Genomic DNA, 26149 nt, shown 5'->3' on the forward strand with positions numbered 1-26149 from the left:
AAAAACTAGCGGTAGAATGTTTTTAAGAAAAAAACAAAAACGGAGAGTGAAACGTATGAAAATCGTTTGGACATCAGCTTTGCTGTTAGGATGCTTAATGGGATTTTCTATCGGAGTGGATATGGTGCAAGGATTTAGTTTTTCCATGGCCTTGCAAAATGCCTACAGTCCGTTTCGTGTTATGGAGTTCGCTGAACTATTTGTCCTTTTTGTCCTTTTTTTACTTTTGTTCTGTTTTGTAGCTGAAGTATTTTATCGTTCATTTAAAGTAAAAAAAGCAAAACAGCGACAAAAATAAAACTCCGTAAAAAACACATATTTCTCCTTTTTACCACCTATTCTCCTTCTCATTTAAATGTTATAATTTTCATAATTGGAAAAACTTTTACACGCCTTTCTACATAGAAAGCTGTACGCTTAAACTACAAAATAAACATTGACTTTGAACTAAAAGGTGAAGAAATGATGAAAAAAAAATTAGCCGTTATTAGTACAGCTTGCTTACTTATTCTTGCAAGTGATCCCATCCCTTCTTATGCTACTCCTGATTCCCCGGATTCCTCTTCCGACGTTTTGGACCAGTCAACAGACGTGGATACAACTGAAGATGTAAAAGCTATTTTTGACTCTCTCTATCAAGAAGGCTATTCGCTTGGAGAAGAAGATGGATACGCAGAGAAAAAATTTGAACAGTTTGATCAAACAACAGGACTGGACAAATCTTCTGAAGAATTCACGTGGTTTATGATGGGATATACGGTAGGATATAAAAAAGGACAGCAGCAAAAAGAGGAAGAACTCAAGACTGAACAAGAAAATGAAATGGCTGCCGGCGAAGAGGAAGGCTATCAGCAAGGCGTCCTTGATTACAAACATGCTACTATTCAGTCAGAAATCGACCCTTTCCCTTCTAAGTCATCCGACTGGAATAAAGGGTATGTTCAAGGCTACAAAAAAGCTATTTCTTTAATGGACTTATCTGTTAAAGCAAAAAAAGAAGGCTATGACCAAGGTCTTGAAAATGATTCAATGAGTGTTCCGAGCATGTATGATGATGAGGATGTCACACGTCAGGCTTTTACAGAAGGCTTTGAAGCCGCTCAAGCCGAAGTGCTGAAGCAACAAAAAAAGCGGTTTGAAAAGCAGGGCTACGTACAAGGCTATCACGACCTTCCACTCGAAGTACCTGCAGAAGCAGAAGGCGAATTGCAAACAGCCTTTGAGCAAGGATATGAAAAAGGACAGAAACAAAAGCAAAAAGACGTAAAAGCGGACGGATACGACTCAGCTTTCACTTATCAGACCTATAGAGCGCCTAAAAGTCTTCAGGACAAGCCCGAGCTAGAAAAATGGTACAAAGCAGGTTTTTATTCGAATAAAGATGTGAAATCTTTACAGCAAAAAGCTTATAAAGACGGCTGGAAACTTGGAAAAGAAATGAGCGTTCCGAAAAAATACAAGCAAAATAAAGCTGCGGTGGCAATGTACAAGAAATATTTTGAACAAGGTCAAAAAAAGCAGGATAAAACAGTGAGTCATATCCTGCTCGGCAGCGGTATTGTTCTTACACTGGTTGCCCCTATCACACTATGGAGGCTCCGCCGACGTAAAAATGAAGAGACAACACTAGATAGCTAAAGACAAGTACATAAAAAACCCGGAAAATCACGATTTTCCGGGTTTTTATGTTAAATAATCATTCGTTTATTTTCCGCAAGCTGAACTTCTTGCTCGTGTTTTGACTGATTTTGTTTTCGAATTTTCAAATAATAATAAACATAGCAGCCTATAAAGAAAATACCTCCGCAGTATAACGCCATTCGCTGCTCGGGATCAAACGCAAGACTGATCATAACAATACAGTTCGTAATAAGCGCTACGATAGGAAGAACCGGATAAAGAGGTGTTCTAAATTTCAGATCTTCTACTTTTCCACCTTTAGCCACGTAAGCACGACGAAATGCAAGCAGTGAAGCGGTAATCGCAATCCAGCCAATTTGAGCGCCGAGTCCAGCAAGTGAAATCAGCCATACAAAAACGGTTTTAGCTGCCACTACGCTTGAAAGCAACGAAAAACATGAAATCACAAGCGTAATTAATAGTGCATTAAACGGAACTCCTCTTTTGTTGACTTTTCCAAGCGCAGGACTTGCCATTCCTTCTCTTGAAAGAGAATAAAGCATACGTGTAGCCGCGTAAAATCCAGAGTTTGCGACTGAAAGAAGAGCTGTTAAAATGATAAAGTTCATAATATCCGCCGCGTAAGGTACACCTACACTGTCTAACACAACAACAAACGGGCTTTCTACGACGCCTGCTTTTTCACGAGGAATCATGCTTGCTAGTACAAACACGGATAAAACGAAAAAGAAAAGCGTACGCCAAACCGTTTGCTTGATCGCTTTTGGAATTGTTTTTTCCGGATTTTCACTTTCTCCTGCCGCAATTCCAATCAATTCTGTTCCTTGAAACGAAAAGTTCACCGTAATCATTGTAATTAGCAAAGCCGTTACACCATTTGGAAACAGCCCTTCGGCAAAGAAGTTTGATAGAAGCGGTGCTTCCTGTCCGCTTTTCATATCAATGAGTCCAAACATTGCCGCTCCGCCTACAACAATAAACATAATGATGGCGAAAATTTTAACGCTTGAAAACCAAAATTCTGTTTCACCAAATGCTTTAGCTGAAAGTGCATTTAGTGAAAAAATTAACGCTCCAAAAATGGCGCACCATAACCAAACGGGCGAGTCTGGGAACCACCTTTGCATTAATTGTCCGGCAGCTAAGAACTCAAGTGCCACCGTTACTGCCCATCCTAGCCAGTACAGCCATCCAATCGCAAAACCGGTTGCAGGGCCGATAAATTTAGTGGAGTATGTTTGAAACGATCCTGCAACTGGCATAGCAACGGATAATTCTCCAAGACACAGCATCGTTAGATACATAATGATCCCTCCTACTAAGTAGGAAATCATTGCTCCCATCGGACCTGCTTCATTGATGGTATAACCTGAACCAAGGAAAAAACCGGTACCAATACATCCTCCTAGTGATATCATAAAAAGATGCCTTGTTTTCATCGTTCTTTTTAATTCTCCTGGCTGTCCCTGTGGAATATTCATCCCATTTCCTCCCTTTGCTGCATAAAAAATGAAATCGCTTTCATTTTTTTAGGTTTATTTTGTTTTTATAGCCGCTTACTAGGTAGCTCTTCATGGCTGAAGTCCATGAATGCCGGATGTTTTTCAAATGGCGCCAGCCCCGTAGCGAGGATGGCAGCCGATTAGCCCTGCATGACCGTTTATTGGATCATAACAGATTTTCTTCTACACGATACCTGTAAGTAGCTCTTTCTTATAAAAGCTTATCACCAAACAATGAACTCATTAACGCAACCGCTACTTCTGCAGTTTTGTTATGCTGATCTAAAATGGGGTTCACCTCTACAAATTCAGCAGATGTAACTATGTCTGCTTCCGCTAGCATTTCCATTGCTAAATGACTTTCTCGGTAGCTGATGCCGCCTTTTACAGGTGTACCTACGCCTGGTGCATCATCCGGATCTAAGCCGTCTAAGTCCAGCGACAGGTGCACGCCGTCTGTGCCGCTTAAATAATCAATCGTTTCTTTCATCACTTGCGTCATACCTAAACGATCAATTTCATGCATGGTATACACTTTAATTCCTTTTTCTTTAATTAACTCTTTTTCACCATCATCCAATGAGCGTGCACCGATAATAACGAGATTTTCAGGTTTAATTTTTGGGGTATACCCTCCAATATTTAAAAGTACAGGATGTCCAATACCAAGGCTCACCGCTAATGGCATGCCGTGAATGTTGCCTGATGGAGATGTTTCAGCTGTGTTTAAATCACCATGAGCATCATACCAAATAACGCCTAAATTTTCTGAACCTTTTGCGACTCCCGCAAGTGTTCCAATCGCAATGCTGTGGTCTCCGCCTAATATTAACGGAAAGCGGTCTTGCTCTCTCACTTCTTCAACTCGTGCAGCAAGCTGTTCATTTCCGCTGGCTACAGCCGCTAAGTTTTTCAAATTCGTATTTTTATCTACGTCTGCCCGCTCTTTAATTTCTACTTTAATATCGCCTTCATCGTGTACGGTATAGCCAAGAGCTTCTAAGCGTGTATTCATGCCTGCATAGCGGATCGCGCTCGGCCCCATGTCTACACCCCTTCTTGTTTGTCCGTAATCCATGGGTACACCGATAATTGAAATGTCTTTTTTCATTTTCTATACCTCCGTTGCATTTTATTCTGTGTGAAGTAAACATAGGTGTTTATTTAACTATGTATTTTTTCATTGATACAGCCCCTCATCTATTTCTTATGCAAAAATGATGCCAACTTTGTTTGTAGCATTCTATCAGTCTTTTTATCACAGGTTTTCTTACACATGCCAAAAAAACTGTCGATTTCTACAACTTTTTGGCAAACCACGCAAATTTTTTTGTCGTTTCGTTTAAAACCGCCAATTTTATTTGCTTTCATAGAAAAGAGATTGCGACATAACAAATTCCATTCAACAGCTAGAAGTAACTACACACAGAAAACCTAAGTTTGTCATACCAATAAAAAAATCCGAACGAGTTGGATTCTTCATCAAGAATCTCAATTCATCGTTCGGATTTTTCTTCACCTAAAATACTTTTGTCCCAGTCTCTTTTTTAATTTGTAATAACATCTCCGTCTTCATCATCGCCTGTATCGTCTTCACCAGGATCTTTTTCTAATGAGACCACTTTCTTTTCGTCATCCCATTTCACTTTGTAGCCAAGTGATTTGGCTACTTTGATAACTGATAAATAAGAGTGATGATTTGGTTTATACAGCTTTAAGTCACTCGAATCAACGACGCCTAAGCCTAACAGCAGGCGATCGGATTGAACGTAAGGCTTTCCATCAATCAGCTTCACTTGCTTATCAGTAAATGGATAAACGGCACGGTTGACTTCAACTGTAAACTCTCCTTTTTTCTCTTCTTTAATTGGTTTTGGCTGTTTGGATACATATTTAATTGCGTCTACTCCTAATACCGTGCCCTGGCGCGTATTATCAGCGCCTCCGTACATTTTCCCCGTTTCATAGTCATAGATAACCGCTTGAACGTTTCCAATATGCTCAGGCTTTTCCTCAAACGCATGTCCTTTAGCCATCATTTCAAGAATTGTATCTTGGCTAAAGCCAGGTTCCCATCTTACGGTTGGATAGCCGCCTGAATAAATACGAGGTGTTAAAATCGCTTTTTGAATCGGCATCTTATGGTCAATAACATTCATAATCGTTTCTGCTACAGACGCTATAATGGTTGGCCCTCCCGGTGAACCAATTGCCATGAACGGCTTTCCGTCTTTTAACAGCATCGTTGGAGACATGCTGCTTCGAGGACGTTTTTTAGGCTCAACCTGGTTCACGCCTCCCGGAGTGGCATCAAAATCCGTCATTTCATTGTTGAGCATAAATCCGTAGTCAGGAACCATAATTCCTGAACCAAAAACTTGTTCAATGGTAGTCGTGTAAGAAACCATGTTTCCCCATTTGTCTACAACAGAGAAATGAGTCGTTTGGCCGATTGGATTTTCTTCCTTTACTGTTGCTTTATTTGGATTTTCTTTCCCTTCATATTTCCAAGGGTCTCCTTCTTTGACATTAGGCGTTGCTTTGTTTGGATTAATTAATTTACGACGTTCTTTAATATAATCTTCATCTAACAGTCCTTTTTTCGGCACTTCGTAAAAGTCTTCATCTGCCATATACGCCGCGCGGTCCGCGAAAGCTAAGTGCATCGCTTCCGTTAAATGCTGCAAATACTGAGGCGTATTGGAACCCATTTTTTCTACATCATAACCTTCCATTAGCTTTAAAATCTGCTGAACGGTTAATCCGCCGGAGCTAGGAGGAGCCGCACTAACCACATCGTAGCCTCGGTAAGTTGTTTTAACCGGCTCACGTTCTTTTACAACGTAATTTTTCAAATCATCCATGGTCATGCTTCCATCGCGTTTTTGAACTTCTTTAACAAGCGCTTTTCCAATTTCTCCTTTATAAAGAGCGTCTGACCCTTCTTTTTGAATAAGCTTTAATGTTTTAGCAAGATCCGGCTGAACAAGCTTATCTCCTTCTTTTAACGGCTTGCCATTCGGCACAAATACATTACCGGCCGTTTGGTATCTTTCAAGCTTGTCCGCATTTTCATCAATGTACTGAGCCATCGACCAATTTACTTTGATTCCTTGTTCTGCTTGAGTAATAGCTGGTTTAATAACATCTGATAAGTCCATTGTTCCGTAATCTTTAAGGGCTGTTTCTACCCCTTTTAGCGTACCAGGAACTCCAACTGCTTTTCCTGTTATGTGACGCTTACTGAAAGGGATGACTTTTCCTTTTGAATCTAAAAACAGCTTAGGCGTGACATCAGCTGGTGCCATTTCACGGCTGTCTAGCATCGTAATTTTATCTTTCTTTTTTTCATAAATCATCATAAAGCCGCCGCCGCCGATACCTGACATCATCGGTTCCACAACGTTGAGAGATAATTGAATGGCAGCTGCCGCGTCTACAGCGTTTCCGCCTTCAGCTAAAACTTTCCTTCCCGCTTCAGCAGCCAGCGGGTGAGATGCCGCTACAATTCCTTGTGTAGCACCTCGTTTCATTGAATGGTCGACACCCGGAACTTCAGCAGCAGCTGGTGTGACAACTAAACTTAAACTAAATAATGCAATAACCAACATCTTCATAACCTTCACCTGGGTCTCCTCCTTCAAATACATTATTTCACATCGTCTGAAACGATGGATTCCACAAGGAATAAATTTGTTTATTATGATATTTCTTACATATGTGTATAAATAAAAAGCAAAGTAAATCAGACCTTTGCTTTTTTTAGTTAGTCGCATGTTTAACTTTTCTCTCTATCCATTTACAATTATCTATATTTTCTAACAATTTATCCATAGGCTGATAGTTTCTTACTATTTTTGGAATTATGTAGACTGAACGCTCTAATAATGTAGAAAATCTAGCAGTTAAGAAGTCGTTGGACTTACATGCACTTCTTAAAATTTCTATAAATATTCCTATTGTTATATAAAAAGCAATTCTTTATGAAAATCAGCATATGTTTCCTAAAAACCAAAAATAAAACAGGACTTTTGATTCACCGTCCTGTTTGCAGCATGTTTTCGACTTTTTTAATATCCGCGTGAGTAGGATTGATTTCTCGGGCATAGGCGATTTGTTCTTTCGCTTTTTCCATTTCTTTTAATTGAATATAGGTTTTTGCGAGTTCGAGCGGCAGCATAACCCCTTCAAAACCAAGATCTTGTGCCCGCTGCAAGTAAGACAGCGATTTTTCGTAATTCCCTCCAAACATAAGCGGAGTTTCCCGGTATTTTATTCCTCGAACGAAGTGCGCCAAGCTTGAAGATGGATTTAATGTTAATGCCTGATGAAGAGCTCTGTCCATTTCTAAATTTAATACCATTTTTTCAAAAATAATTGATTCTTCGATTTGCTTTGCTAAACAAACCGCTAAGTAACAGTACAAATCAGATGCTTGAGGTTTTTTCTTCATTTCTTGTTGAATTTCGCGCTTGATCTCTTTCCACTTACCCTCTTCTAGCTGATTCATGACGTATTCTACATGTATTCCCACCACTTTGCCCTCCTTTTCCTCTTTATCATAAAGGATTTCTGCACAAATGAAAAAAATAAGTGTTCTTCATTTTTCTCAAAAGATCGTTACCGTTAAAAAACAGGCAAATTTCTCAATCACTTAACCCAATTAGTACATAGGATATAGAGAATTTTATTAAAGGAGGTTACACATATGGGCGCAAAAGGCGGTTTTGGTTTTTCATTTATCGTTGTTTTATTTATTCTATTAGTAATCGTAGGATGTTCTTGCTACTACTAATTTTTAGAGGGGATGAACATCATTCATCCTCTCCTATTTCAAAAAAAACCATGCTTTCGCATGGCTACATACCGATTAGATGAATGAGTAGAGGAACTCATTGTTCGGCAATATTGAAGAAATTTTTGGTTTTCACTTCCGCCTAGTATGCCCTTTTTGACGGGGGCTATGCGCAAATAAAGTTAACGTTTAAAAGCGAAAGCCAGACGCACCTACAATAACAAGTAAAACAAATAACACAACGATTAACGCAAAATTTTGTTTTCCCACGTACCATCCCTCACTTCCTGTTATCTGCTTTTAGTGTATGCAACAGCTTGGCAAAATGTTTAGGACAGGGGTGCGGATTTTTTTAACGAGAAAAACCTTCAAATTTCGCCAAAAAAGTGAATCATATTTTTGTTTCTTTCGTTATATATAGTAAGAGATTTTTTTACTATAAAAAAGGGGGGCCTTTAATGCGCCGACATTCTAAATTGCCCATTGTTCTTGTCTTTGCCTTCTTTTTATTCATCGCAACAGTTTTGTGCGTAACCTCTTATATGTCTTGAACGTATAAATAATATAAAAAAAACGCCTCATCGAAGGCGGTTTTTCTACCCTAGCATTATATCTTCATTTGGATAACGAACGGCTTCACGCTTTTGCTTAGATAATGAAAACGCAAGCGTTAATGGCCCCACTTTTCCTAAAAACATGATAAAGATAATAATCACGCGTCCAAAGTACGAAAGTTCAGGAGTTGCTCCCATCGATAAACCTACTGTTCCAAACGCAGAAACAACTTCAAACATAATTTTTACAAACGGCAGGTTTTCCGAAATATTTAACAGGAAAATGGCCCCAAATACAAACATAATTGAAATCATCGTGATGGCTAGTGCCTTAAACACGTGAAGAGGAAGAAGTCGTCTCTTTAATAGCACAATATCTTCCCGGCTTCGTAAAAATGCCCATACAGAAAAAACAATCACCACAAACGTTGTTAGTTTAATACCGCCTCCTGTTGACGCACTTCCTGCACCAATAAACATTAATAAGACCATTAAAAAGACCGTTGCGTCATGCAGGTGAGCTAAATCAATTGTATTAAATCCCGCGGTTCTTGTCGTTACCGCTTGAAAATAAGAAGCCCATACTTTGTCTCCTAACGATAAATTTCCGAGCGTATGCGAATTGCTGTACTCTAAGAAAAAAATAAAAAGCATGGCAGTCACATTAATCGCAAACGTGCTGATAATCATAATTTTTGAATGCAACGTTAGTTTTCTATACGATTTTTTCACCCACATATCAGCAAGAACGGTAAACCCTAACCCACCAATGATGAACAAAAAAGAAATCGTTATGTTAATAATAGGATCTCCAACATACTGCACTAAGTTATCAGAAAGTAGTCCAAACCCTGCGTTATTAAAAGCCGAAATTGAATGAAACAAGCTAAAGAACAGCCCCTTAGACCATCCGAACTCCGGAACCCAGCGTATCGCTAGAAAGATAAGTGCAACAAACTCAATTAAAAATGAAAAGATAAACAGCCTTTTAACTAGCAGGACAACTCCGCCGACGCTCGTTTGATTTAGTGCCTGCTGAACGAGCATACGCTCTTTAAATCCAATTTTTTTACCTAGCATCATAAAAATCAACACGGCAAATGACATAATGCCAAGACCGCCTATTTGAATTAACAGCATAATAATGATTTGACCGATGACGGTAAAACGGGTACCTGTATCTACGACGGCTAAGCCGGTTACTGTCATAGCGGAAGTAGACGTAAAAAGGGCATCTACCCACCGGATTGGCTCAGTAGTAGAAACAGGCATCATCAATAGAAGAGCACCCATAATAATTCCTCCGCCAAAAATGGAGACAAGCAGCTGCGGAGGAGTGAGTTTAATGATTTGTTTTTTCATAAGTTAAACTCCTTCTTCTTCAAAACGGTTCAAATCGCGGTTATGTCCGATGACAATCAGCATATCTCCTTGTTCAATTATTTCATGCGCGGTAGGCGAGATCACCATTTCCCCGTCTTTTCGCTGAAAGCCGATAATATTGCAGCCATACTTGGCACGAATGTTTAAATCAAACAGCGTTTTATTATGAAGTTTCTTAGAGGCGACAATTTCGACGATACTATAATCCTTTGACAATTCAATATAATCAATGATTTTTTCTGACACCACGTGATGAGCAATACGCTTAGCAATATCGCGCTCAGGGTGAATGACTTTATCCGCTCCTATTTTTTCGAGCACTTTTTGATGATACATATTCACTGCTTTTACCCATACTTGCTTAACGCCCATATCTTTTAAAAGCATCGTTGCCAGCACGCTTGCTTCGATATCATCTCCAAACGAAATAAGAGCATGATCAACATTGCGAATACCTAGCCCCTTTAAGCTAGCTTCATCAATCGCGTTTGCTTGCACAACATATGTAGCTGAGTTGCTAAATTTATTTACTACCTCCTGATTGCGGTCAATAGCGAGCACATCCACATCCAGATTAGCAAACTCTTCAACCAAACTGCCTCCAAAACGACCTAATCCCAATACAGCAAACTGTTTTTTCATAATGTATTTATTCCTTTCTTCAACTGCTGTGTGTTCTCTTAGCTTATACTTTTTCTAAAAAATTACATCTTTTTCTTAAAAAAAGCGCAAAAAAACACAGGAAGGCTCCTGTGTTTTTCCACACTCTTCCCCCTCAAAACGCTTGCGAAGTTAGCTGTCGGGTTCGGGTTTTAAGAGTAACCCTACCTTTTTAAGGATTCACCCCGGAGCACAATATGTGCGTACATAATGGGTCCTCCGCTCCGTAATGGATTAAGCGATTTTTATTCAAATATCTATGATCTATTTTTTAGAATAATCGATTCGATTCATGATACGTTTCACTTTACGAAAGCTATCTTACTCCTGTGGATTTTGTCTGTCAAGATATTTTTAGCGAAGACCTCACTTGCCCTGCAAGCTGCAAAAATCATATAAATCTAAACTGACAATCATTTTGTGAAATTGATCAAATAAATTAATAACAGCTAAAAGCTCTAACAGCTGCGTATCACTGTAAAATTTCTTTAATTGATTCATATCAGCATCCGTCAACTCCCTTGGACGCACCCGGTATACATCAATAAATCGAAACAGCAGTCGATCTTTTTCTTCCAGCTCTTTTTCTCTTAACACTTTTTGATTAAGCGTCTCATCGCCTACATATGACATGCTCATACACGTCTCACAGCCGTTAACACCTGCTAGATAAAGCCTTATTTTTTCCTTAGTCTCTTTTTCTATTATATCGCTGTTCCAAAGCGTGTCGTAAAGCTCATCATACAATCTTTTTACATGCGGAATTAAATTCAATGCTTTTTCAAAATTTGTTCCCTCTTCGTTTGCTAACAAAACTCTTGCCATTTTTCACTCACTCCTTTTTAATTATTATAGTAAGAAAAATGGAAATTTCAGATTACAGATAAAACATCTTAGCTACTATTACTAATCAAATGAAACGTTAATGAGAAAGAAGGTTTTCAATTGAAAATTGATGAAATTGATTTATCGATTTTGCAGGCGCTGCAGCAAAACAGCCGCCTTTCCTTACGAGAGCTAGGAAAACAAATTAACTTGTCTCCTCCTTCGGTGGCAGAGCGAGTACGACAGCTAGAGAGCTTTGGTGTTATAAAAGGGTATACGATTGATATTGATTATGAAAAGCTGCATTTGCCCGTGTCGTGTTTTATTGAAGTAACGATGAAAAACGGAGAGCACGAGCGTTTTAAACGATTTATTTCTCAGTATCCCTACGCTTTATTCTGTGAACGCATCGCCGGGCAAGCCTGCTTTATTACAAAGCTTCAGCTTCCTCACCTGCACGTACTCGAACAATTTATTAACGAAATTACACCTTATGCCAAAACGATTTCACACATCGCCCTTTCTCACGTGGAGATGGCTCCTGCATTATTGAGTCATTTAAAAGATGAAAAGTGATTGAAACGTAACGAAAAAATCCGAACGATTGGATTGATCGTTCGGATTTTCTTTCCACTAAACTACTTTTGTCCCAGCCTCTTTTATTCGTCCAACAGCATAAAAAATAACCCTCCAAAGCTGGAGGGTATAAATTTTCCGAATAATGAAAGTTTTACAACTTCATTTTATCAGGTGACGACATTTCTGTCTACTTAAAAATGTAAAAGAGCTCTCTAGTACTAGAGAGCTCTTTTACCTGCTTGTTTTGGAGAAACAATCAATCTATATAAAAGGGAACTACCTAAGGCTGAAAGTCACGTGAAACCTTGGCAGTTCATCCTGGATATACCGGTTGATATGATTCAAAACAAGTTCTTTCATCATTTCTTCTTTGACTTCTGATTCCGTTTTTTTATCTTTTTGTTTTAAAATAAGAATATAATAGACCTTACCCATTTTAATGGGCTTACTACTCTCTCCGATGTGCTGTTTTTTTAAAACATCTATAAAAGAGGGAGATAGACTTGAAAGCTTTAGATTATCGGCATTCTCTATTTTGCTGTCTGTCTGGACATCAGCATATTTTTTTTGAACGTCCTGAAGAGATGTTCCTTTTTGCAGTTCAGCCGCAGCGGCAGCGGCATCATGTAAAGTAGAAAAAGCCAGCTGCGTAAAAGATACGCGCGTTAGATCGTTTTCAATACGTTTATAGTAAGCAGTTAGTTCATCAGACGTAATTTGTTTGCGGAAATATTCTTCTAATTTAAACTGATTCGTTAGCTGGTTGGTTACATCACTAGAACGAATATTTAACACTTCATAACCTTGTTTTCTTGTATCCTCGTTATATGAGCGTTTAATTTGCTTCCACATATCCTCGACTTGTTTTTGTACTTTATCGCTTGTCTTTAGATGTGAAATTAAGATTTTTTGCATAACAAGCTGCCGCAATAACTCTTTGCGGTAGCTTGTATCATTTAGCGGAGCATCTGGATTTAAGAACCCTTCAACGGCTAAAAAACGGTTGAATTCAGCTCCTGTCACCTTGCCTCGCTCATACGCTGCCAGTTCTTTGGTAGAAGATAGCTGACTAATTTCTACAGAAGGAAACATCGTGTTTGAATGCTTCCCTCCGCAGCCGGTTAAAAATCCGAAGGCTGTTAATACTGCTAGTAGCAGCTTTAACGGTGTTGAACTCATCCATTGTTATCCTGCTGCTCTGAAAGCTTCAGAGAAATAGTTTGTTTTTTTCCATTTCGATACACGTCTAATTTTACCGTGTCTCCTACTTTACGTTTTGTGTATAGATATTGACGTAAATCACTGGATGTTTTGACTTCATTTCCATCGATGGCAACAATCACGTCTTTTGATTGTAAACCTGCATCAGAAGCAGAAGAGAATGGTTCAACCGTCGTTACGACAACTCCTTCAGACGTATCGCTGGTTAGGCCTAGCTGGTTTTGTTTTGTTGCAGCTGAAAGCTGACCTACATCTTGAAGACCTACCCCCATATATGGACGCGTTATTTTTCCGTTTTTCATCAGCTGTTCAATCGTCGGCTGCACTTCATCACTTGGAAGAGCAAAGCCGATGCCTTCTACATTGTCTTCTGAAATTTTCATACTGTTGATACCGACTACTTCACCGGAAGAATTGATTAAGGCACCGCCGCTGTTTCCTGGATTAATCGCCGCATCCGTTTGAATTGCATCTACGTTCCAATTTTCTGAAATAGGGACAGAGCGTTTTGCTGCGCTCACGATACCTTGTGTGACCGTACGAGAAAATTGTTCACCAAGAGGATTTCCGATTGCAAGCACCGTTTCACCTGCTACTAAATCCGATGATTTCCCGAACTTCGCCACTTGTTCAACATTTTTGTCAGACATCTCAAGCACCGCTAAATCCGTTAGCGCATCAGCTCCGACAATCTTAGCTTTTTCTTTTTGTCCGTTGGAAAGTGACACTTCTACTTCGCTTGCGCCGTCAATAACGTGGTTATTGGTCACAACGTATGCTTTTCCATTTTCTTTTTTGAAAATAACACCGGAACCCGTTCCTGCTTCTTGCGTTTGGGTATCTCCAGAAAATGGATTTGTTTGCTGTTGAATATTGTTCACGCCTACAACAGCAGCTGATACTTTATTTACAACTGAAACAAGATCTGACTGATTCACGGTTGTGCTTACTGTTCGAGGCGTTGTGCTCGTTGTTGTTGCGGTTTGAGTCTGCGTTGTTTGATTCGCTGTTTGCGTATCAGCTGAATCCATTAACCCCAGCTGCGGAGCACCGTATAGCACAATTCCTCCACCTAGCACTGCTCCGGCGATAGAAGATGCAATCACTGGAAATAAGCGTCTTCTTGGAGGCTGTGATGATGACGCAGGCTGATACTGATCGTAGCGCTGCTGGCGGTTTTCATATTCTTCTTTTCGTTCTTGCTCTCTTTCATAATCACGTGGATCCATGAAAAACACTCCTTTTAACGTAGCAAATTTTATGTTATCTATACTATAAAATAAAAGTTTGGGATAAGTATCAAAACAATGTGTGAAATTGTGAAAAATTTCTTTATAACAGCAAACACGTAGTATAATAGCGGGTACATAGACCTTTAGAGAAACGCACACATATGGCGTAATATGCTTTATTTACCTTAATTTTCATATATTCAGAGGAAGGTGTCAAATTTGAGCTTTACACTATATTTAGTAGAGGATGAACAAAATTTAAACGAAGTTTTAACCCTTTACCTTCAAAAAGAAGGCTGGGATGTTCGCTCATTTTTTAACGGCACGGACGCCAAAGAAATGATTACAACCCCTCCGCATCTGTGGATTTTAGATATTATGCTGCCTGATATTGACGGGTATCAGCTCATTCGCGAAATCAAGCAGCAAACGCCACATGTGCCTGTTATTTTCATCTCAGCCCGCGATGCCGATATTGACCGGGTTCTTGGGCTTGAAATGGGCAGCGACGACTATTTATCAAAGCCTTTTTTGCCTCGTGAACTAGTTATTCGAGCAAACAAACTGCTAAACCGCGTATATGGTTCCAATCAAAAGAAAACCGATACCATTACGCTGACTCCTTATGAAATCGATTTACATACCCGTACAGTCAGTGAAAATGGAAAGCCGATTGATTTAACGTCTAAAGAATTTGATTTTCTCGTCACTATCTCAAAAGACCTTGGACAGGCTTTTTCACGGGAGCAGCTGCTGAATCTCATTTGGGGAGAAGATTATTTCGGCACAGACCGAGTGGTGGATGATTTAGTAAGGCGCGTGCGTAAAAAAATGCCGCAAGCACGAATTGAAACGATTTACGGATACGGATACCGGATGATGAAAGCATGAAAAACAAGTCGCTTGCATTTCAAATTTGGCTCGTCATCTCCGGTATTTTACTGCTTATTTCAATTTTGCTCGCTATTTTATTCCCAACGACGCTCAGGCAGTTCTTCACGAATGAAATTTATACCACTATTGAAAATGAACAGCATATTTTAAAAGAATACGGACTGCCCAGCCGCTCAGGTGAATACTACTTTAGCAATGAAGACAGTGAACCAACACTTGGAAATCGAACCGTGGATCATATTTTATTGCCTGAACATGCGGATATCTCTTATTTTTCATCACGGGTGTTGCCTCAAGACTTTTTGAGAAAAGCACAGGAAGATGCAATCAGCCAGCGAAAAATCGTCGCTCGCTATGAAAAAGATCTTGGCAACCGGACGCTTTTTTATGTAATTCGAAAAGTAAGCGTAAACGGACAGCCTGCTTTTTTGCTTTCATTTTCGTGGGATACGTATCGCAACGCGCTCACTTCTACTCTGTTTAAACAGCTGCTTCTTGTAATTTCAATTGTATTTCTATTCAGCTGGCTTCCATCTATTTGGCTATCAAGATATTTAAGCAAGCCGCTTGTATCGCTTGAAAAAGATGTGAAAAAAATTGCCGAACAAAATTGGCATGAGCCCGTTGCAGTCAACCGTTCCGATGAAATTGGCAAGCTAGGCGCCTCCATCGAGCAAATGCGCAAAAGGCTCGTATCTAAAGATGAAGCACAGCAAACGCTGCTTCAAAATATTTCACACGATTTAAAAACACCGGTTATGGTGATTCAAAGCTACGCTCAGTCGATTCAAGACGGCATTTATCCAAAAGGTGATTTATCTCAAACGGTAAAAGTTATTGAAGATGAATCCAAAAATCTTGAGAAAAAAATCCGCGATTTGCTTTACTTAACCAAGCTTGACTATATGTCCACTCATCAGCTTGCACAAGATGACTTTGATTTTACTGCACTTCTTCATGAAGTAGTGGATCGCTTGCGGTGGAGGCGCCCTGAAATACAGTGGGAATTTGACGACGAAAACGCAACGATTAAAGGAGATAAAGAACTGTGGACAAAAGTTCTTGAAAATGTACTCGACAATCAGCTGCGCTATGCCGAGACGAAGGTTTCACTTTCACTTGCTAAACACCAAACGAACGTTCAATGTACCATCAGTAACGATGGTCCGCCGATTGATCAAAGCGTGCTTCAACACTTGTTTGAACCGTTTAAAAAAGGAGCAAACGGTGAATTCGGTATCGGCTTAAGTATCGTAAAGCGTATTGTTACGATGCACGATGCAGCCATTACGGCTGAAAACACAGACACCGGAGTAACGTTTTCACTTACTATTCCTATATAAACTAAAAAAGCAAGGGATTCGAATCCCTTGCTTTTTTATGAAAAAATTGATGTATAGGCATAAAGAGCCGGTGAACCGCCTGAGTGGACAAACACCACATTTTCATCCTTATTAAAATAACCTTTTCGAATTAAATCAATTAGACCAGCCATCGCTTTTCCCGTATACACAGGATCCAATAAAATCCCTTCCGTACTGGCCACAAGTTTGACTGCTTCCACCATCTCTTCTGTCGGAACAGCATACCCTGGACCTACGTATTCATCCATACATACAATCTCTTCTTTTTTAAAAGGCGTTTTACTATGTAAATGATCATAAAGTTCACTCGTCAGCTTGGCAACTTTTACTTCTTGCTCTTCTTTAGCACGACTGACATTCATTCCAATAACAGATACGTCACTTTGAAGACCTTGAAAGCCTGCCACTAATCCTGCATGCATGCCTCCGCTACCGCTTGTACAAACTACGTGGTTAAGCTTTATTTGCTGCTCATAGCTTTGCATAAGCAGCTCTTGTGCACAGGCAGCGTATCCGGTTGCACCGATAACATTCGAACCTCCTACTGGAATTAAATACGGTTTATGACCTTTTTCAATTAGCTCTCGCTCTACTGTTTTCATTTCGGCTGTCAAATCAGAACCTTCAGCGACAAACCGCATGTCATGAGCGCCTAATAAATGATAAAGAAAATAGTTTCCTGTGGGCTGATCGCTTGCTTTATTTTCGCCTTCTTCTAATACGAGCACGCATTTCATTTGTTCTTTTACAGCCGCAGCGAGCGTCAAACGACAGTGATTGGATTGTATCGCACCGCACGTTACAAGCACGTCTGCTCCTTGCGCTTTTGCATCAGCTACTAAATATTCAAGCTTGCGCGTCTTATTTCCGCCCCCTGTCAGTCCAAGCATATCATCTCGCTTCATATAAATTGAAGGTCCATTTAACTGCTGAGATAAAACCGATAGCTTTTCTAAAGGTGTAGGGGAATCCGTATATTTTCTTCTAGAAAATTGAGTTAAGTTCATGCTCTCATCCTCTCTTTCATATTTGTTCTATTTTACCATATAGAAGCTTTTGAAGAGCTTTTTACGGAAGGGCTTTCTATAACTTGTATACATAAGAACAAGTAGTCAACATACATTAAACCATATAAACAGTTTGAAGGAGTGTTTTCAATGAGTGAAAAAGCAGTACTTTGCAGCGTCTCACGAGTAGTCAAATCACAGCACATTTTTCCAAATGACCTAAACAATCATCACACCCTTTTTGGGGGGAAAATTGTCGCTGACATGGACATGACGGCTTCTCTTTCAGCAGCTAAACATTCCCGAAAGACGTGTGTTACGGCTTCCATTGATCACGTTGATTTTATCGAACCCGTCACCGAAGAAGATTTTATTTCATATGAAGCATTCGTTGTTGTTACAGGAAAAAGCTCCATGATTATTTTTGTTAAAGTGATTGCCGAAAATTTGTTAACGGGCATTAAGCGTATTGCAGCTACTTCTTTTCTCACCTTTGTTGCGTTAGAAAACGGGAAACCTGCCTCCGTTCCTCAAGTTATTGCTCAAACTGAAGAAGAAAAAAGTCTTCAAAAAGTAGCTCTTGAACGAAAAGAGTCCAAAAAAACGCAGGTTGAGCACAGCAAAGCGATTGCGAGCATTTTATCTAAATCTTTGCGCAGCAGTAATTAAGCTCTTCATCTAAAAAGCAGCTGTCTGCTTTTTAGACGAAGTTTTTTTAGTTTTCACATTGTTATTTAATGTAATATGCGATATATTGGTTTTATGAAAAATAACATTCAACCTCTCAAACGACTTTCTTTAAGGGAAGAAGTCTATCAAACACTTAAACACAATATTGTCATGCTTGAATTTCATCCGGAACAAAAGCTTCAGGATAAAGAACTGGCTGAGCAGTTTGGAGTTAGCCGCACTCCTGTTCGAGAAGCATTAAAAAGGCTTGAAGATGAAGGCCTTGTCCAAACGACACCTGGTTCTTCTACAAAAGTGGCTCCATTAAACCTTGAGGAGGCAAAACAATCTTTTATTGTCGTCGCAGCTCTTCATGCACTTGCTGCTAAGCTGGCTTGTACTTCGTTACAAGAAAAAGATATGGGCGAACTAATCAAACACAATCAATCTCTAGAACATGCAATCAAAACAAGAAATGTCCTTAAAGCGATCGAAGCGGATGAAACATTTCATTCCATCTTTTTAAAACGGGCGAACAATATAGAGCTAGAACGTGTTGTAAAACAAACAAGCGCCAAAATTCAGCGTCTGGAAATCGCTCGTTTTTCGTCTCTTGCTAGTCTTGCTTCGGTTGATCAGCACAAAGAAATCATAAATGCTTGCGGTCAAAAAGATGCCGCACTGACATCGCAGCTTGTGGAAACGAACTGGCTGACGCTAGGTGAAGCGCTGACAAGTGAGGAGGAATCCAAGTGAAGCCTCTTTTATTAGGCATTGCTGCATCATTCTTTTTTGCTTTTACATTCGTTTTAAATCGAGCGATGGATTTATCCGGAGGCAGCTGGGCGTGGAGCGCGTCGCTGCGCTATTTTTTTATGGTACCTCTTTTGCTTGTGCTCGTTTATTTTTGGGGTGGTATTAAACCTGTGGTGGCAGAAATAAAAGCTCAGCCTCAAAAATGGCTGCTTTGGAGCACGGTTGGATTTGGGTTATTTTACGCTCCTCTTTGTTTTGCTTCAGCCTACGGTCCCGGCTGGCTTATTGCAGGAACTTGGCAAATCACAATTTTATCGGGGTCTCTCCTAGCTCCTTTGTTTTACAAGGAAGGAAAGAAGCGAGGAGGCATTCCCTTCAAGCAGCTAGGTTTTTCGTTTATTATTTTAATAGGAGTTGTGCTCATGCAGCTTGAGCACGCGACTGAACTGTCGGCCGCTACTGCCTTGCTTTGTACCATTCCCATTTTAATTGCCTCTTTTGCATACCCGCTTGGCAACCGTAAAATGATGGAAGTTTCGTCACTTAATACGTTTCAGCGCGTGCTTGGAATGACGCTTTCAAGCCTGCCGTTTTGGATTATTCTTTCTGTCTATGCCTGCGTGACCGATGGACTACCAAAAACAACTCAGATTTATCAAAGCAGTTTAGTTGCTTTACTTTCAGGAGTATGTGCAACAGTTTTATTTTTTGCAGCAACCGACCTTGTTAAAAAAGATTCTCAAAAGCTTGGCGCAGTTGAAGCTACACAATCGATGGAAGTTTTATTTGCCCTGCTAGGAGAGGTCTTCCTTCTATCAAGTCCTTTGCCATCGATTCTTTCTTGGGTTGGAATGGGAGTTATCATAGCAGGCATGGTCCTTCACAGCTACCAAACAAGTCATAAAAAAGCTATACCGCAAAAAGAATTGACCTACTAATTAATAACAAAAAAGAGCGTCTTAGTCGGCGCTCTTTTTGTTTATACAACAGACCTTCTTTCTAAATTGAAGACATTCACCTGCTCAGCATCAAAGCGGCTTAGCAACGAATCTACTCCGTACTCAAGTGCAAAAGCACGTTCATTTTCTGAAATCGGAACGGCCTGCAGGAACGTTACTTTTTTATCAGATAGTTCAATCGTTGAAAAATTATCCCATAAAAACGGCGGAATCAGCAAAATGTGCTGCATATGAAAGCTGTCATCAAGAACTGCAATAACGTCTTTATAAATAGCTCCTGGGAAGATGGACACATGAGATTTCATCATATGGAAAATACAGTTTGCTAAAATAGCAGAATAAATACCGAATTCCTCATGACAAGCCCCAACGATTTCAATTCGAAGCGGGATCCCTCCAACTGTATAGCCTGTCGGACATTGATGTCCACCGAGCGTTGCATACGCGGTTACGTCTTGACGCGGATGGTTTTCACACGCCACAACGTGAATACCATGTTTTTTTCTTTCATCTGAATAATCTTCAATTCGATCCTTTTGACCAAATACATCTATTGCTTTATGTATAATTAATTCTTCATCTTTTGTAAAATTACTCATAAAAAACCTCCTTGCTTGCGACCTTAAAAAGCTCCCTACTGTACAGCATATACTACTGCACTTGCTTACGATATAGTTTTTAGAAAATGTGATAGAAATGTTATCGTTTCGTAACATACTATGATATTGTATCAAGAAGCAAACGAGAAACCTTAACCAATTTTTTCTTTTCCCATAAAAAATAGAGCCTGCACCATGGCAGCCTCTATTTTTTATGACATTATTATGAAATAATTTGCAATTCTTTTGGGTACTTTGTTAACGTTTCGTATCCATCTTTTGTAATGATTACATCATCTTCGATACGCACGCCTCCAAGTCCTGGAATATAGATACCCGGTTCAATTGTATATACCATGCCTTCTTGAAGCACATCATCATTGTTACGGCTCATTGAAGGAAACTCATGCACGCTAATACCAAGACCATGACCAAGACGATGCAAGAAATACTCTCCATATCCTGCTTCTGTAATAATATTGCGTGCTACCATGTCCAAGTCGCCAATTCGAGTGCCGGGCTTGGAAGCTTCAAGTGCTGCCTGCTCAGCGCGCTGTACCGTTTCATAGATTTCTTTTTGCTTATCATTAATAGACTTGTAAGCAACTGTACGTGTAATATCTGAACAGTATCCGTCTAGCACTACACCTAAATCGAACAGAACCATATCTCCTGGCTTTAACGTGCGAAGACCTGGGTTCCCATGCGCTTCTCCCGTTTTTTCACCAAATAAAACCATCGTTGAAAACGACATCTCACGAATTCCTTTTCGCTTTAGCTTGTATTCAATTTTAGCCAGAACATCCATTTCCGTAACGCCTTCTTTTAAAGCAGCTACGCCTACTTCTACACCAAAATCAGCTAAGGCAGCTGCCTTTTGCAGAATCTCAACTTCACGCTCATCTTTAATTAAACGCAGCTGATTTAACTTCTCTTCTGCTCCGACTAGCTCAGCGTTTGGATATAGGCTAAGCAGTTCTTCGGCTCTCGCATACAGCAGCTGCTCTTTCTCTACAGCAACCTTTTTCACATCTATTACGTTTCGTTTATGTAAAGCTTCTTTAATAAGTTCCCAAGGATGTTGATGATCTTCATATCCAATCACATCAAACTTCCAGCCCGCTTCTTTTGCTTGTCCCACTTCCATTGATGGACAAACAAGCATCGGCTCCGCTTCGTCAAACACAAATAAGCCAAGCAAACGCTCATGCGGATCCGTGTGAAATCCAGTTAAATAAAATACGTTTTCGGTTGACGAAATAAAGGCCGTTTCTACATTCTTTTCTTTTAGCCACGATACGACTTTTTGTAAACGTGCTTCCATTAAAAAAACCCCTTTCATTGTGCAATATTACTATTATAACATAGTTATTTAGCAATATTGTACAATGAATAGAGGTTAAGACAAAGCCGCGTGAAGAGTAGTAAGCTGCTCTTTAATCGCTTTTCGCTGAATACTTACTTTCATCAGCCAGCCATTTTCTCCGTATCTATAAATAAATTCGTACGTACCTTTAGGAAAATATTCTTTTACCAGCATGTCCCGATTTTCAACAAATCCCGGATCGCCAATAAAATAGGTACCTTCTTCAAGCGGAAGTTCATGAACTTTTTTTTCTAGCTGCTTCTCTTCATCTTCATCATCATCTATAACAATGTGCAGACCGTATTCATCACGCACAACATCAAATTCACCGTTTTGTTCAAGCTCGAGCACAGGCACCACTTGTCCATTTACCGTTAGCAGCTGCTTCGTTCCTTCAATGACCTGGGACCAGTGATCATCGTATAAAGTAGAAGAATAAAAAATATAGCCCTGAGATTTATATAATAAAAGAAGCTGTTCAAAATGATTTTTCACTTGTTCTTTATCAAATAGAATAACAAAATGCTTTCGATAGAAAAAACTTGTAAAAGGCAGAATAGACGATTGATTAAGCTCTTTAATTATTTCAGCACTATCTTTACCTGAAATAATAGCTCCGGTCAATTCCCCCGCGCCATAAGGTTTCCAATGACTTAACGCCGCTTCTGGAATCAGCACAAGGTTCGAAGATGACACATATATACTCATTCGCTTCACTCCTTTTTTCTGCATTTAGACCTATATTTGATTCTCCGCAAACAGAGACTTTCCTCTTATTCCATTCTTAAAAGACAGAACTTTTTCCCCAACTATGATAGATTATAACAAATATCCTCGAAAAAAATAACCTTTATTTCCTCTTTCTTCTATTTGTACACTTTTCTTATTTTAGCTGTCTTCGCAGATTTACTAGTGAACGTACTTGCTAATCTAATTCCTTAGTGTTAATTTTATTATGTCGTTTTATAATTTTTTGCATAATTGGTTTCAAACAAAAAAGTATTAATATTTTTGAATGCGATGGTGAGACATTTGGAAGAACGTACAGAACGTAAACAACATAAAAGAAAAAAGCAAAGAAAAAAGAAACGCTTTAGAAAGCTACTTCTTTTCTTTCTCATTCTTGTAATCGCCGCTGGTGCGTATGTGTATTATCAATACCAACAAGGGTTAGCAGAAGCAGACGGAGCTTTTGGGAAAGATGGACAATTTGATTTTAATGGTGCAAGTGCCAATTTAGATAGCATGAATGTGCTGCTTCTTGGAATTGACTCTCGAGGTGAAGAACATTCGCGTGCCGATACAATCATGATTGCTCATTATGACAAAGACAGCAATCAGCCTAAAATTGTTTCTTTGATGCGTGATTCATATGTGGATATTCCTGGACATGGCAAAAACAAATTAAATTCAGCCTATGCATTTGGCGGGCCTGAATTAATGCGTAAGACAATTAAAGAAAATTTCGGCGTAGATGTAAACTATTATGCCGTTGTTGATTTTAAAGGCTTTTCTAAAGTTGCCGATACGATTGCCCCTGAGGGAATTACGGTTACCGTGCCGCACGAAATGTCATCAGGAATTGGCATGACGCTAAAACCTGGAAAACAAACTCTTCGCGGAGATAAATTACTAGGATACGTGCGATTCCGACATGATAGCCAAAGTGATTTCGGGCGCGTGAAGCGTCAACAAGAAGTGATCGGTAAATTAATGGATGAAGCTCTTCAAGTAAAGACGCTGGCGAAAGCTCCTAAGCTATGGGGCGTCATTGATCCATATGTGGATACAAATATTCCGCCAAAAACATTTATTGTGATAGGAAAAGATTTTTTAGTTGGAAATCAGCCAGATTTAAAATCTCTTCGTTTACCGGTTGAAGGTTCCTATTCAAATGAACGAATATCCGGTATTGGTGCTGTTTTAAGCATCGACCTTGAAGAAAACAAACAAGCGTTACAGTCATTTTTAAATTAGGAAAAGGTGTCCATTGGCGGACACCTTTTTTTATACTATTCAAAAAAACTTCTGTTTTTCCTCCCTATCCTTCAAAAAAATTTGAGCTTCGACAAAAAATGAAGCCATTTTCCAGGAAACAGCTATTTCTTTGAAGTTCTATTTTTCCTGTTACATGCGTATATGAAAAGAGAAGGACTTCTTTTTTATATTTTTGATTCAAGGAGATGAACGTATGAAATTATATGGTTTTCAATCTGAAGAAGAGCGTTCCTTTCTTCATTCTACTTATAAAGTAAACCCATTGCTTTCTCATACTGGAGATGTCAAAATTAGCTTTCTATCTTTTCAAGAAAATGATTATACCCCTCGTCAAGAAGCTACGATTCCACAGCTTCTATTAGTCGTTCACGGGGAAGGCTGGGTAGCTGGGGATAACGGCCTGAAAATTTATATCAAACAAGGTGAATCCGCATTTTGGAGAGCGGGGGAATCATTTGAAGTCGGGAGTCTAACGGCTATGACAGGATTACTCATTGAAGGATTAGATATCGCTCCTCAAAAGCTGCTTACTTCTTTTTCACGAACAAATGTAAATTAAAAAGCCGCGTTAACGCGGCTTTTTTTTTATTATCTTAGTAATCGAGCGTAGCTTTCAGCACTATCTTGAATAACTTTGTCACTCAGGTCACCGCCTGCTCCTTGAAATAAAAATGGCGTTTGGAACTTCATACCTGTTAAATTTGCCGTAGCTTGAAACGGAAGAAGCAGATGATTCATTGGGTAACGGTTGTATCCCCCTTCTTGATAAGCTTCCGCAGGGCCTCCTGTCGAAGTAGCTACGACAAACTCTTTTCCCTGAAGTTTAGTACCTTTGCTTCCATAAGCCCATCCGTATGTTAAGACAACATCTTGCCACTCTTTTAAGAGTGCCGGTGAGCTGTACCAGTAAAATGGAAATTGAAAAACAATACGATCGAATTGAACAGCTAACTCCTGCTCTTTTTCTACATCAATTTTGAAATCGGGATAGTTTGCGTATAAATCATGAACGTACACATTCTCTTCTTTTTTTACTCGCTCTGCCCACGCTTTATTAATGCGAGAAGATGCTAAGTTTGGATGCGCTAAAATAACAAGTGTTTTCATTTTGCTACTCTCCTTCTAATGTCTGTGCTTGCTTTGTTCTTTTCTATTTTTTACGCTTGCCTCTCACGGCTTGCTCAGTCATTCTTTCCTTTTCCTTCAGCAAATCCAAGTTAGTTTACACTTATAAACTACCAGTATTATCATTTTGCTTCAATAAAATTGACTTTGCTTTTATCACCTTTACTTTTTTTATGTATCCAAAACGGCAGATAGAGGACAAGAAAGCTAAGAATCATGATTCCTTCAATCCATACTAAATACCAAGGATGAGGTCCAAGAACATCCAGCAAGGAAGCGTGTTCTGGCTTTTTCATCATGTATAAATAATTCGCCCCGAGTAAACGATTCATGACATAGATAAAACCTCCGTACAGATTAACAAATACTACGCTTACCCACAAAGAACGAAACGTCGGCTCATATCTGCAAACAGCAATTAGCATACAGCAAGCAAGTACCACACCGCCATGCGATACATAAAACTGCACATAGCGAAACTGGGCATACGCATAGCCGCCAAGGTCTGGGGTAATCATCGCTTGAACAGAGCTGCTGATTCCTGCGAAGTACACAAAATAAAAAAGAAACCTGCTTTTGGTTATCAGCATAACAGCAGCCAGCAGCACGACTATATCACTGAGCTGAAGAGGCAAGGAAGTTTCAACAGACCACTGATGGCAGCTGATTTCCCAAGCTTGGTAGGCTGTTTCTGAAGCAATTAGAATGAGTGAAAGCAAAATGAACACAAACCTCTTTTTTCGCAGCTGCTTTCGACACAAAAAAATAAATGCTCCTATAATCACGATAATAGCTAAAGTTACAAGATGTTCAACTGAAAAAAGCTGAAAGGAATGTTGTACAGGATGACACGTAAAACATGAATTCATAAAAGCGCCTCCCTTCCATCAGAAAACAAATTCGGTACCTTTAGCTTGTTCATAAGACTTCATTTTCATTAACACTTCTCTCGCATTAAAAAGAGATTGAGACATAATGAAATCATGCCCAAAAAAAGATCCGAACGATTCATCATTCGGA

The 26149-nt window shown here is 39.5% G+C and carries 27 protein-coding genes and 1 riboswitch; of the genes, 11 read left to right on the forward strand and 16 right to left on the reverse strand.

From position 1 onward, the window contains the following. The first annotated feature begins 55 nt into the window (after positions 1-55). Positions 56-298, forward strand: coding sequence for a YczF family membrane protein (locus BG04_RS04315; protein WP_034649560.1), 243 nt, complete (start codon positions 56-58; stop codon positions 296-298). A 164-nt stretch (positions 299-462) separates the two neighbouring features. Continuing rightward, positions 463-1638, forward strand: coding sequence for a hypothetical protein (locus BG04_RS04320; protein ID WP_034649558.1), 1176 nt, complete (start codon positions 463-465; stop codon positions 1636-1638). Between the two features lie 50 nt (positions 1639-1688). On the opposite strand, the gene BG04_RS04325 is transcribed toward BG04_RS04320, so the two are convergent. The 4 genes from BG04_RS04325 to BG04_RS04340 form a co-directional block, all read right to left on the reverse strand. Next, positions 1689-3122 (reverse strand): amino acid permease, encoded by a 1434-nt coding sequence (locus tag BG04_RS04325; protein ID WP_016765197.1) that lies wholly within the window; start codon positions 3120-3122, stop codon positions 1689-1691. Between the two features lie 232 nt (positions 3123-3354). Next, positions 3355-4254 (reverse strand): arginase, encoded by a 900-nt coding sequence (gene rocF, locus BG04_RS04330; RefSeq protein ID WP_013084571.1) that lies wholly within the window; start codon positions 4252-4254, stop codon positions 3355-3357. Between the two features lie 436 nt (positions 4255-4690). After that, positions 4691-6769 carry a gamma-glutamyltransferase gene (gene ggt, locus BG04_RS04335; RefSeq protein ID WP_034649555.1) on the reverse strand — a complete coding sequence of 693 codons (2079 nt, stop codon included), beginning with the start codon at positions 6767-6769 and terminating at the stop codon, positions 4691-4693. Between the two features lie 410 nt (positions 6770-7179). Continuing rightward, positions 7180-7677 (reverse strand): tetratricopeptide repeat protein, encoded by a 498-nt coding sequence (locus tag BG04_RS04340; RefSeq protein ID WP_230184466.1) that lies wholly within the window; start codon positions 7675-7677, stop codon positions 7180-7182. 174 nt (positions 7678-7851) lie between these two features. On the opposite strand from BG04_RS04340, the gene BG04_RS29335 reads away from it, so the two are divergent. After that, positions 7852-7938, forward strand: a complete 87-nt coding sequence (locus BG04_RS29335; protein ID WP_016765201.1) for a YjcZ family sporulation protein — start codon at positions 7852-7854, stop codon at positions 7936-7938. Between the two features lie 189 nt (positions 7939-8127). On the opposite strand, the gene BG04_RS29340 is transcribed toward BG04_RS29335, so the two are convergent. The 4 genes from BG04_RS29340 to BG04_RS04355 all read right to left on the reverse strand — a co-directional run bounded on the left by BG04_RS29340 (position 8128) and on the right by BG04_RS04355 (position 11360). Further along, complete coding sequence (locus BG04_RS29340; protein WP_016765202.1) at positions 8128-8208, reverse strand: YjcZ family sporulation protein; 81 nt, start codon at positions 8206-8208, stop codon at positions 8128-8130. A 326-nt stretch (positions 8209-8534) separates the two neighbouring features. Further along, entirely contained in the window at positions 8535-9854 is a 1320-nt protein-coding gene (locus tag BG04_RS04345) for a TrkH family potassium uptake protein (protein ID WP_034649551.1), read from the reverse strand. 3 nt (positions 9855-9857) lie between these two features. Further along, the gene (locus BG04_RS04350) at positions 9858-10517 is read right to left on the reverse strand and encodes a potassium channel family protein (RefSeq protein ID WP_013058591.1); all 660 of its coding nucleotides are present in this window, start codon (positions 10515-10517) and stop codon (positions 9858-9860) included. A 124-nt stretch (positions 10518-10641) separates the two neighbouring features. Continuing rightward, positions 10642-10786: riboswitch (cyclic di-AMP (ydaO/yuaA leader) on the reverse strand. A gap of 115 nt (positions 10787-10901) precedes the next feature. Continuing rightward, a complete protein-coding gene (locus BG04_RS04355) occupies positions 10902-11360 on the reverse strand; it encodes a carboxymuconolactone decarboxylase family protein (RefSeq protein ID WP_034649548.1) in 459 nt (152 codons plus the stop codon). 120 nt (positions 11361-11480) lie between these two features. Here BG04_RS04355 and BG04_RS04360 point away from each other — a divergent pair, with 120 nt between their 5' ends. Further along, positions 11481-11936 (forward strand): Lrp/AsnC family transcriptional regulator, encoded by a 456-nt coding sequence (locus BG04_RS04360; protein ID WP_013058593.1) that lies wholly within the window; start codon positions 11481-11483, stop codon positions 11934-11936. Positions 11937-12215: 279 nt separating this feature from the next. Here the strand turns inward: BG04_RS04360 and BG04_RS04365 are convergent, their stop codons facing one another. Together BG04_RS04365 and BG04_RS04370 are read right to left on the reverse strand one after the other, a co-directional pair. Continuing rightward, positions 12216-13118 carry a peptidyl-prolyl cis-trans isomerase gene (locus BG04_RS04365; RefSeq protein WP_034649545.1) on the reverse strand — a complete coding sequence of 301 codons (903 nt, stop codon included), beginning with the start codon at positions 13116-13118 and terminating at the stop codon, positions 12216-12218. Beyond that, positions 13115-14389, reverse strand: coding sequence for a S1C family serine protease (locus BG04_RS04370; RefSeq protein WP_013084577.1), 1275 nt, complete (start codon positions 14387-14389; stop codon positions 13115-13117). The genes BG04_RS04365 and BG04_RS04370 overlap by 4 nt, the downstream gene beginning before the upstream one ends. A 222-nt stretch (positions 14390-14611) precedes the next feature. On the opposite strand from BG04_RS04370, the gene BG04_RS04375 reads away from it, so the two are divergent. Together BG04_RS04375 and BG04_RS04380 are read left to right on the forward strand one after the other, a co-directional pair. Continuing rightward, positions 14612-15283: a response regulator transcription factor gene (locus tag BG04_RS04375; protein WP_013084578.1), complete on the forward strand. Its 672-nt coding sequence runs from the start codon at positions 14612-14614 to the stop codon at positions 15281-15283. Continuing rightward, a complete protein-coding gene (locus BG04_RS04380; RefSeq protein WP_013084579.1) occupies positions 15280-16629 on the forward strand; it encodes a sensor histidine kinase in 1350 nt (449 codons plus the stop codon). Before BG04_RS04375 ends, BG04_RS04380 begins: the two co-directional genes overlap by 4 nt. 35 nt (positions 16630-16664) lie before the next feature. Here the strand turns inward: BG04_RS04380 and cuyA are convergent, their stop codons facing one another. Further along, positions 16665-17657, reverse strand: a complete 993-nt coding sequence (cuyA, locus tag BG04_RS04385; RefSeq protein ID WP_013084580.1) for a D-cysteate sulfo-lyase — start codon at positions 17655-17657, stop codon at positions 16665-16667. A gap of 150 nt (positions 17658-17807) precedes the next feature. Here cuyA and BG04_RS04390 point away from each other — a divergent pair, with 150 nt between their 5' ends. The 3 genes from BG04_RS04390 (at position 17808) to BG04_RS04400 (ending at position 20020) form a co-directional block, all read left to right on the forward strand. Next, positions 17808-18326, forward strand: coding sequence for an acyl-CoA thioesterase (locus tag BG04_RS04390; RefSeq protein ID WP_034649541.1), 519 nt, complete (start codon positions 17808-17810; stop codon positions 18324-18326). 75 nt (positions 18327-18401) lie between these two features. Beyond that, positions 18402-19082: a GntR family transcriptional regulator gene (locus BG04_RS04395; protein WP_034649538.1), complete on the forward strand. Its 681-nt coding sequence runs from the start codon at positions 18402-18404 to the stop codon at positions 19080-19082. Continuing rightward, complete coding sequence (locus BG04_RS04400; protein WP_013084583.1) at positions 19079-20020, forward strand: DMT family transporter; 942 nt, start codon at positions 19079-19081, stop codon at positions 20018-20020. The genes BG04_RS04395 and BG04_RS04400 overlap by 4 nt, the downstream gene beginning before the upstream one ends. A 41-nt stretch (positions 20021-20061) precedes the next feature. Here the strand turns inward: BG04_RS04400 and BG04_RS04405 are convergent, their stop codons facing one another. The 3 genes from BG04_RS04405 to BG04_RS04415 form a co-directional block, all read right to left on the reverse strand. Next, entirely contained in the window at positions 20062-20640 is a 579-nt protein-coding gene (locus BG04_RS04405; RefSeq protein ID WP_013084584.1) for a suppressor of fused domain protein, read from the reverse strand. A gap of 223 nt (positions 20641-20863) precedes the next feature. Further along, positions 20864-21964 (reverse strand): M24 family metallopeptidase, encoded by a 1101-nt coding sequence (locus tag BG04_RS04410; RefSeq protein ID WP_034649536.1) that lies wholly within the window; start codon positions 21962-21964, stop codon positions 20864-20866. A gap of 75 nt (positions 21965-22039) precedes the next feature. Then, positions 22040-22714, reverse strand: a complete 675-nt coding sequence (locus BG04_RS04415; RefSeq protein WP_034649533.1) for a hypothetical protein — start codon at positions 22712-22714, stop codon at positions 22040-22042. A 537-nt stretch (positions 22715-23251) separates the two neighbouring features. Between BG04_RS04415 and BG04_RS04420 the strand changes: the two genes are divergently transcribed. Both BG04_RS04420 and BG04_RS04425 read left to right on the forward strand, forming a co-directional pair. After that, positions 23252-23983 (forward strand): LCP family protein, encoded by a 732-nt coding sequence (locus BG04_RS04420; RefSeq protein WP_370531021.1) that lies wholly within the window; start codon positions 23252-23254, stop codon positions 23981-23983. 214 nt (positions 23984-24197) lie between these two features. Next, positions 24198-24563, forward strand: a complete 366-nt coding sequence (locus tag BG04_RS04425; RefSeq protein WP_014458652.1) for a hypothetical protein — start codon at positions 24198-24200, stop codon at positions 24561-24563. 29 nt (positions 24564-24592) lie between these two features. On the opposite strand, the gene BG04_RS04430 is transcribed toward BG04_RS04425, so the two are convergent. After that, positions 24593-25111 (reverse strand): NAD(P)H-dependent oxidoreductase, encoded by a 519-nt coding sequence (locus BG04_RS04430; protein WP_013084589.1) that lies wholly within the window; start codon positions 25109-25111, stop codon positions 24593-24595. 140 nt (positions 25112-25251) lie between these two features. Beyond that, a complete protein-coding gene (locus tag BG04_RS04435; RefSeq protein WP_034649529.1) occupies positions 25252-25998 on the reverse strand; it encodes a YwaF family protein in 747 nt (248 codons plus the stop codon). Positions 25999-26149: the final 151 nt, after the last annotated feature.

The organism is Priestia megaterium NBRC 15308 = ATCC 14581 (assembly GCF_000832985.1).
In the GTDB taxonomy this organism is placed as follows: domain Bacteria; phylum Bacillota; class Bacilli; order Bacillales; family Bacillaceae_H; genus Priestia; species Priestia megaterium.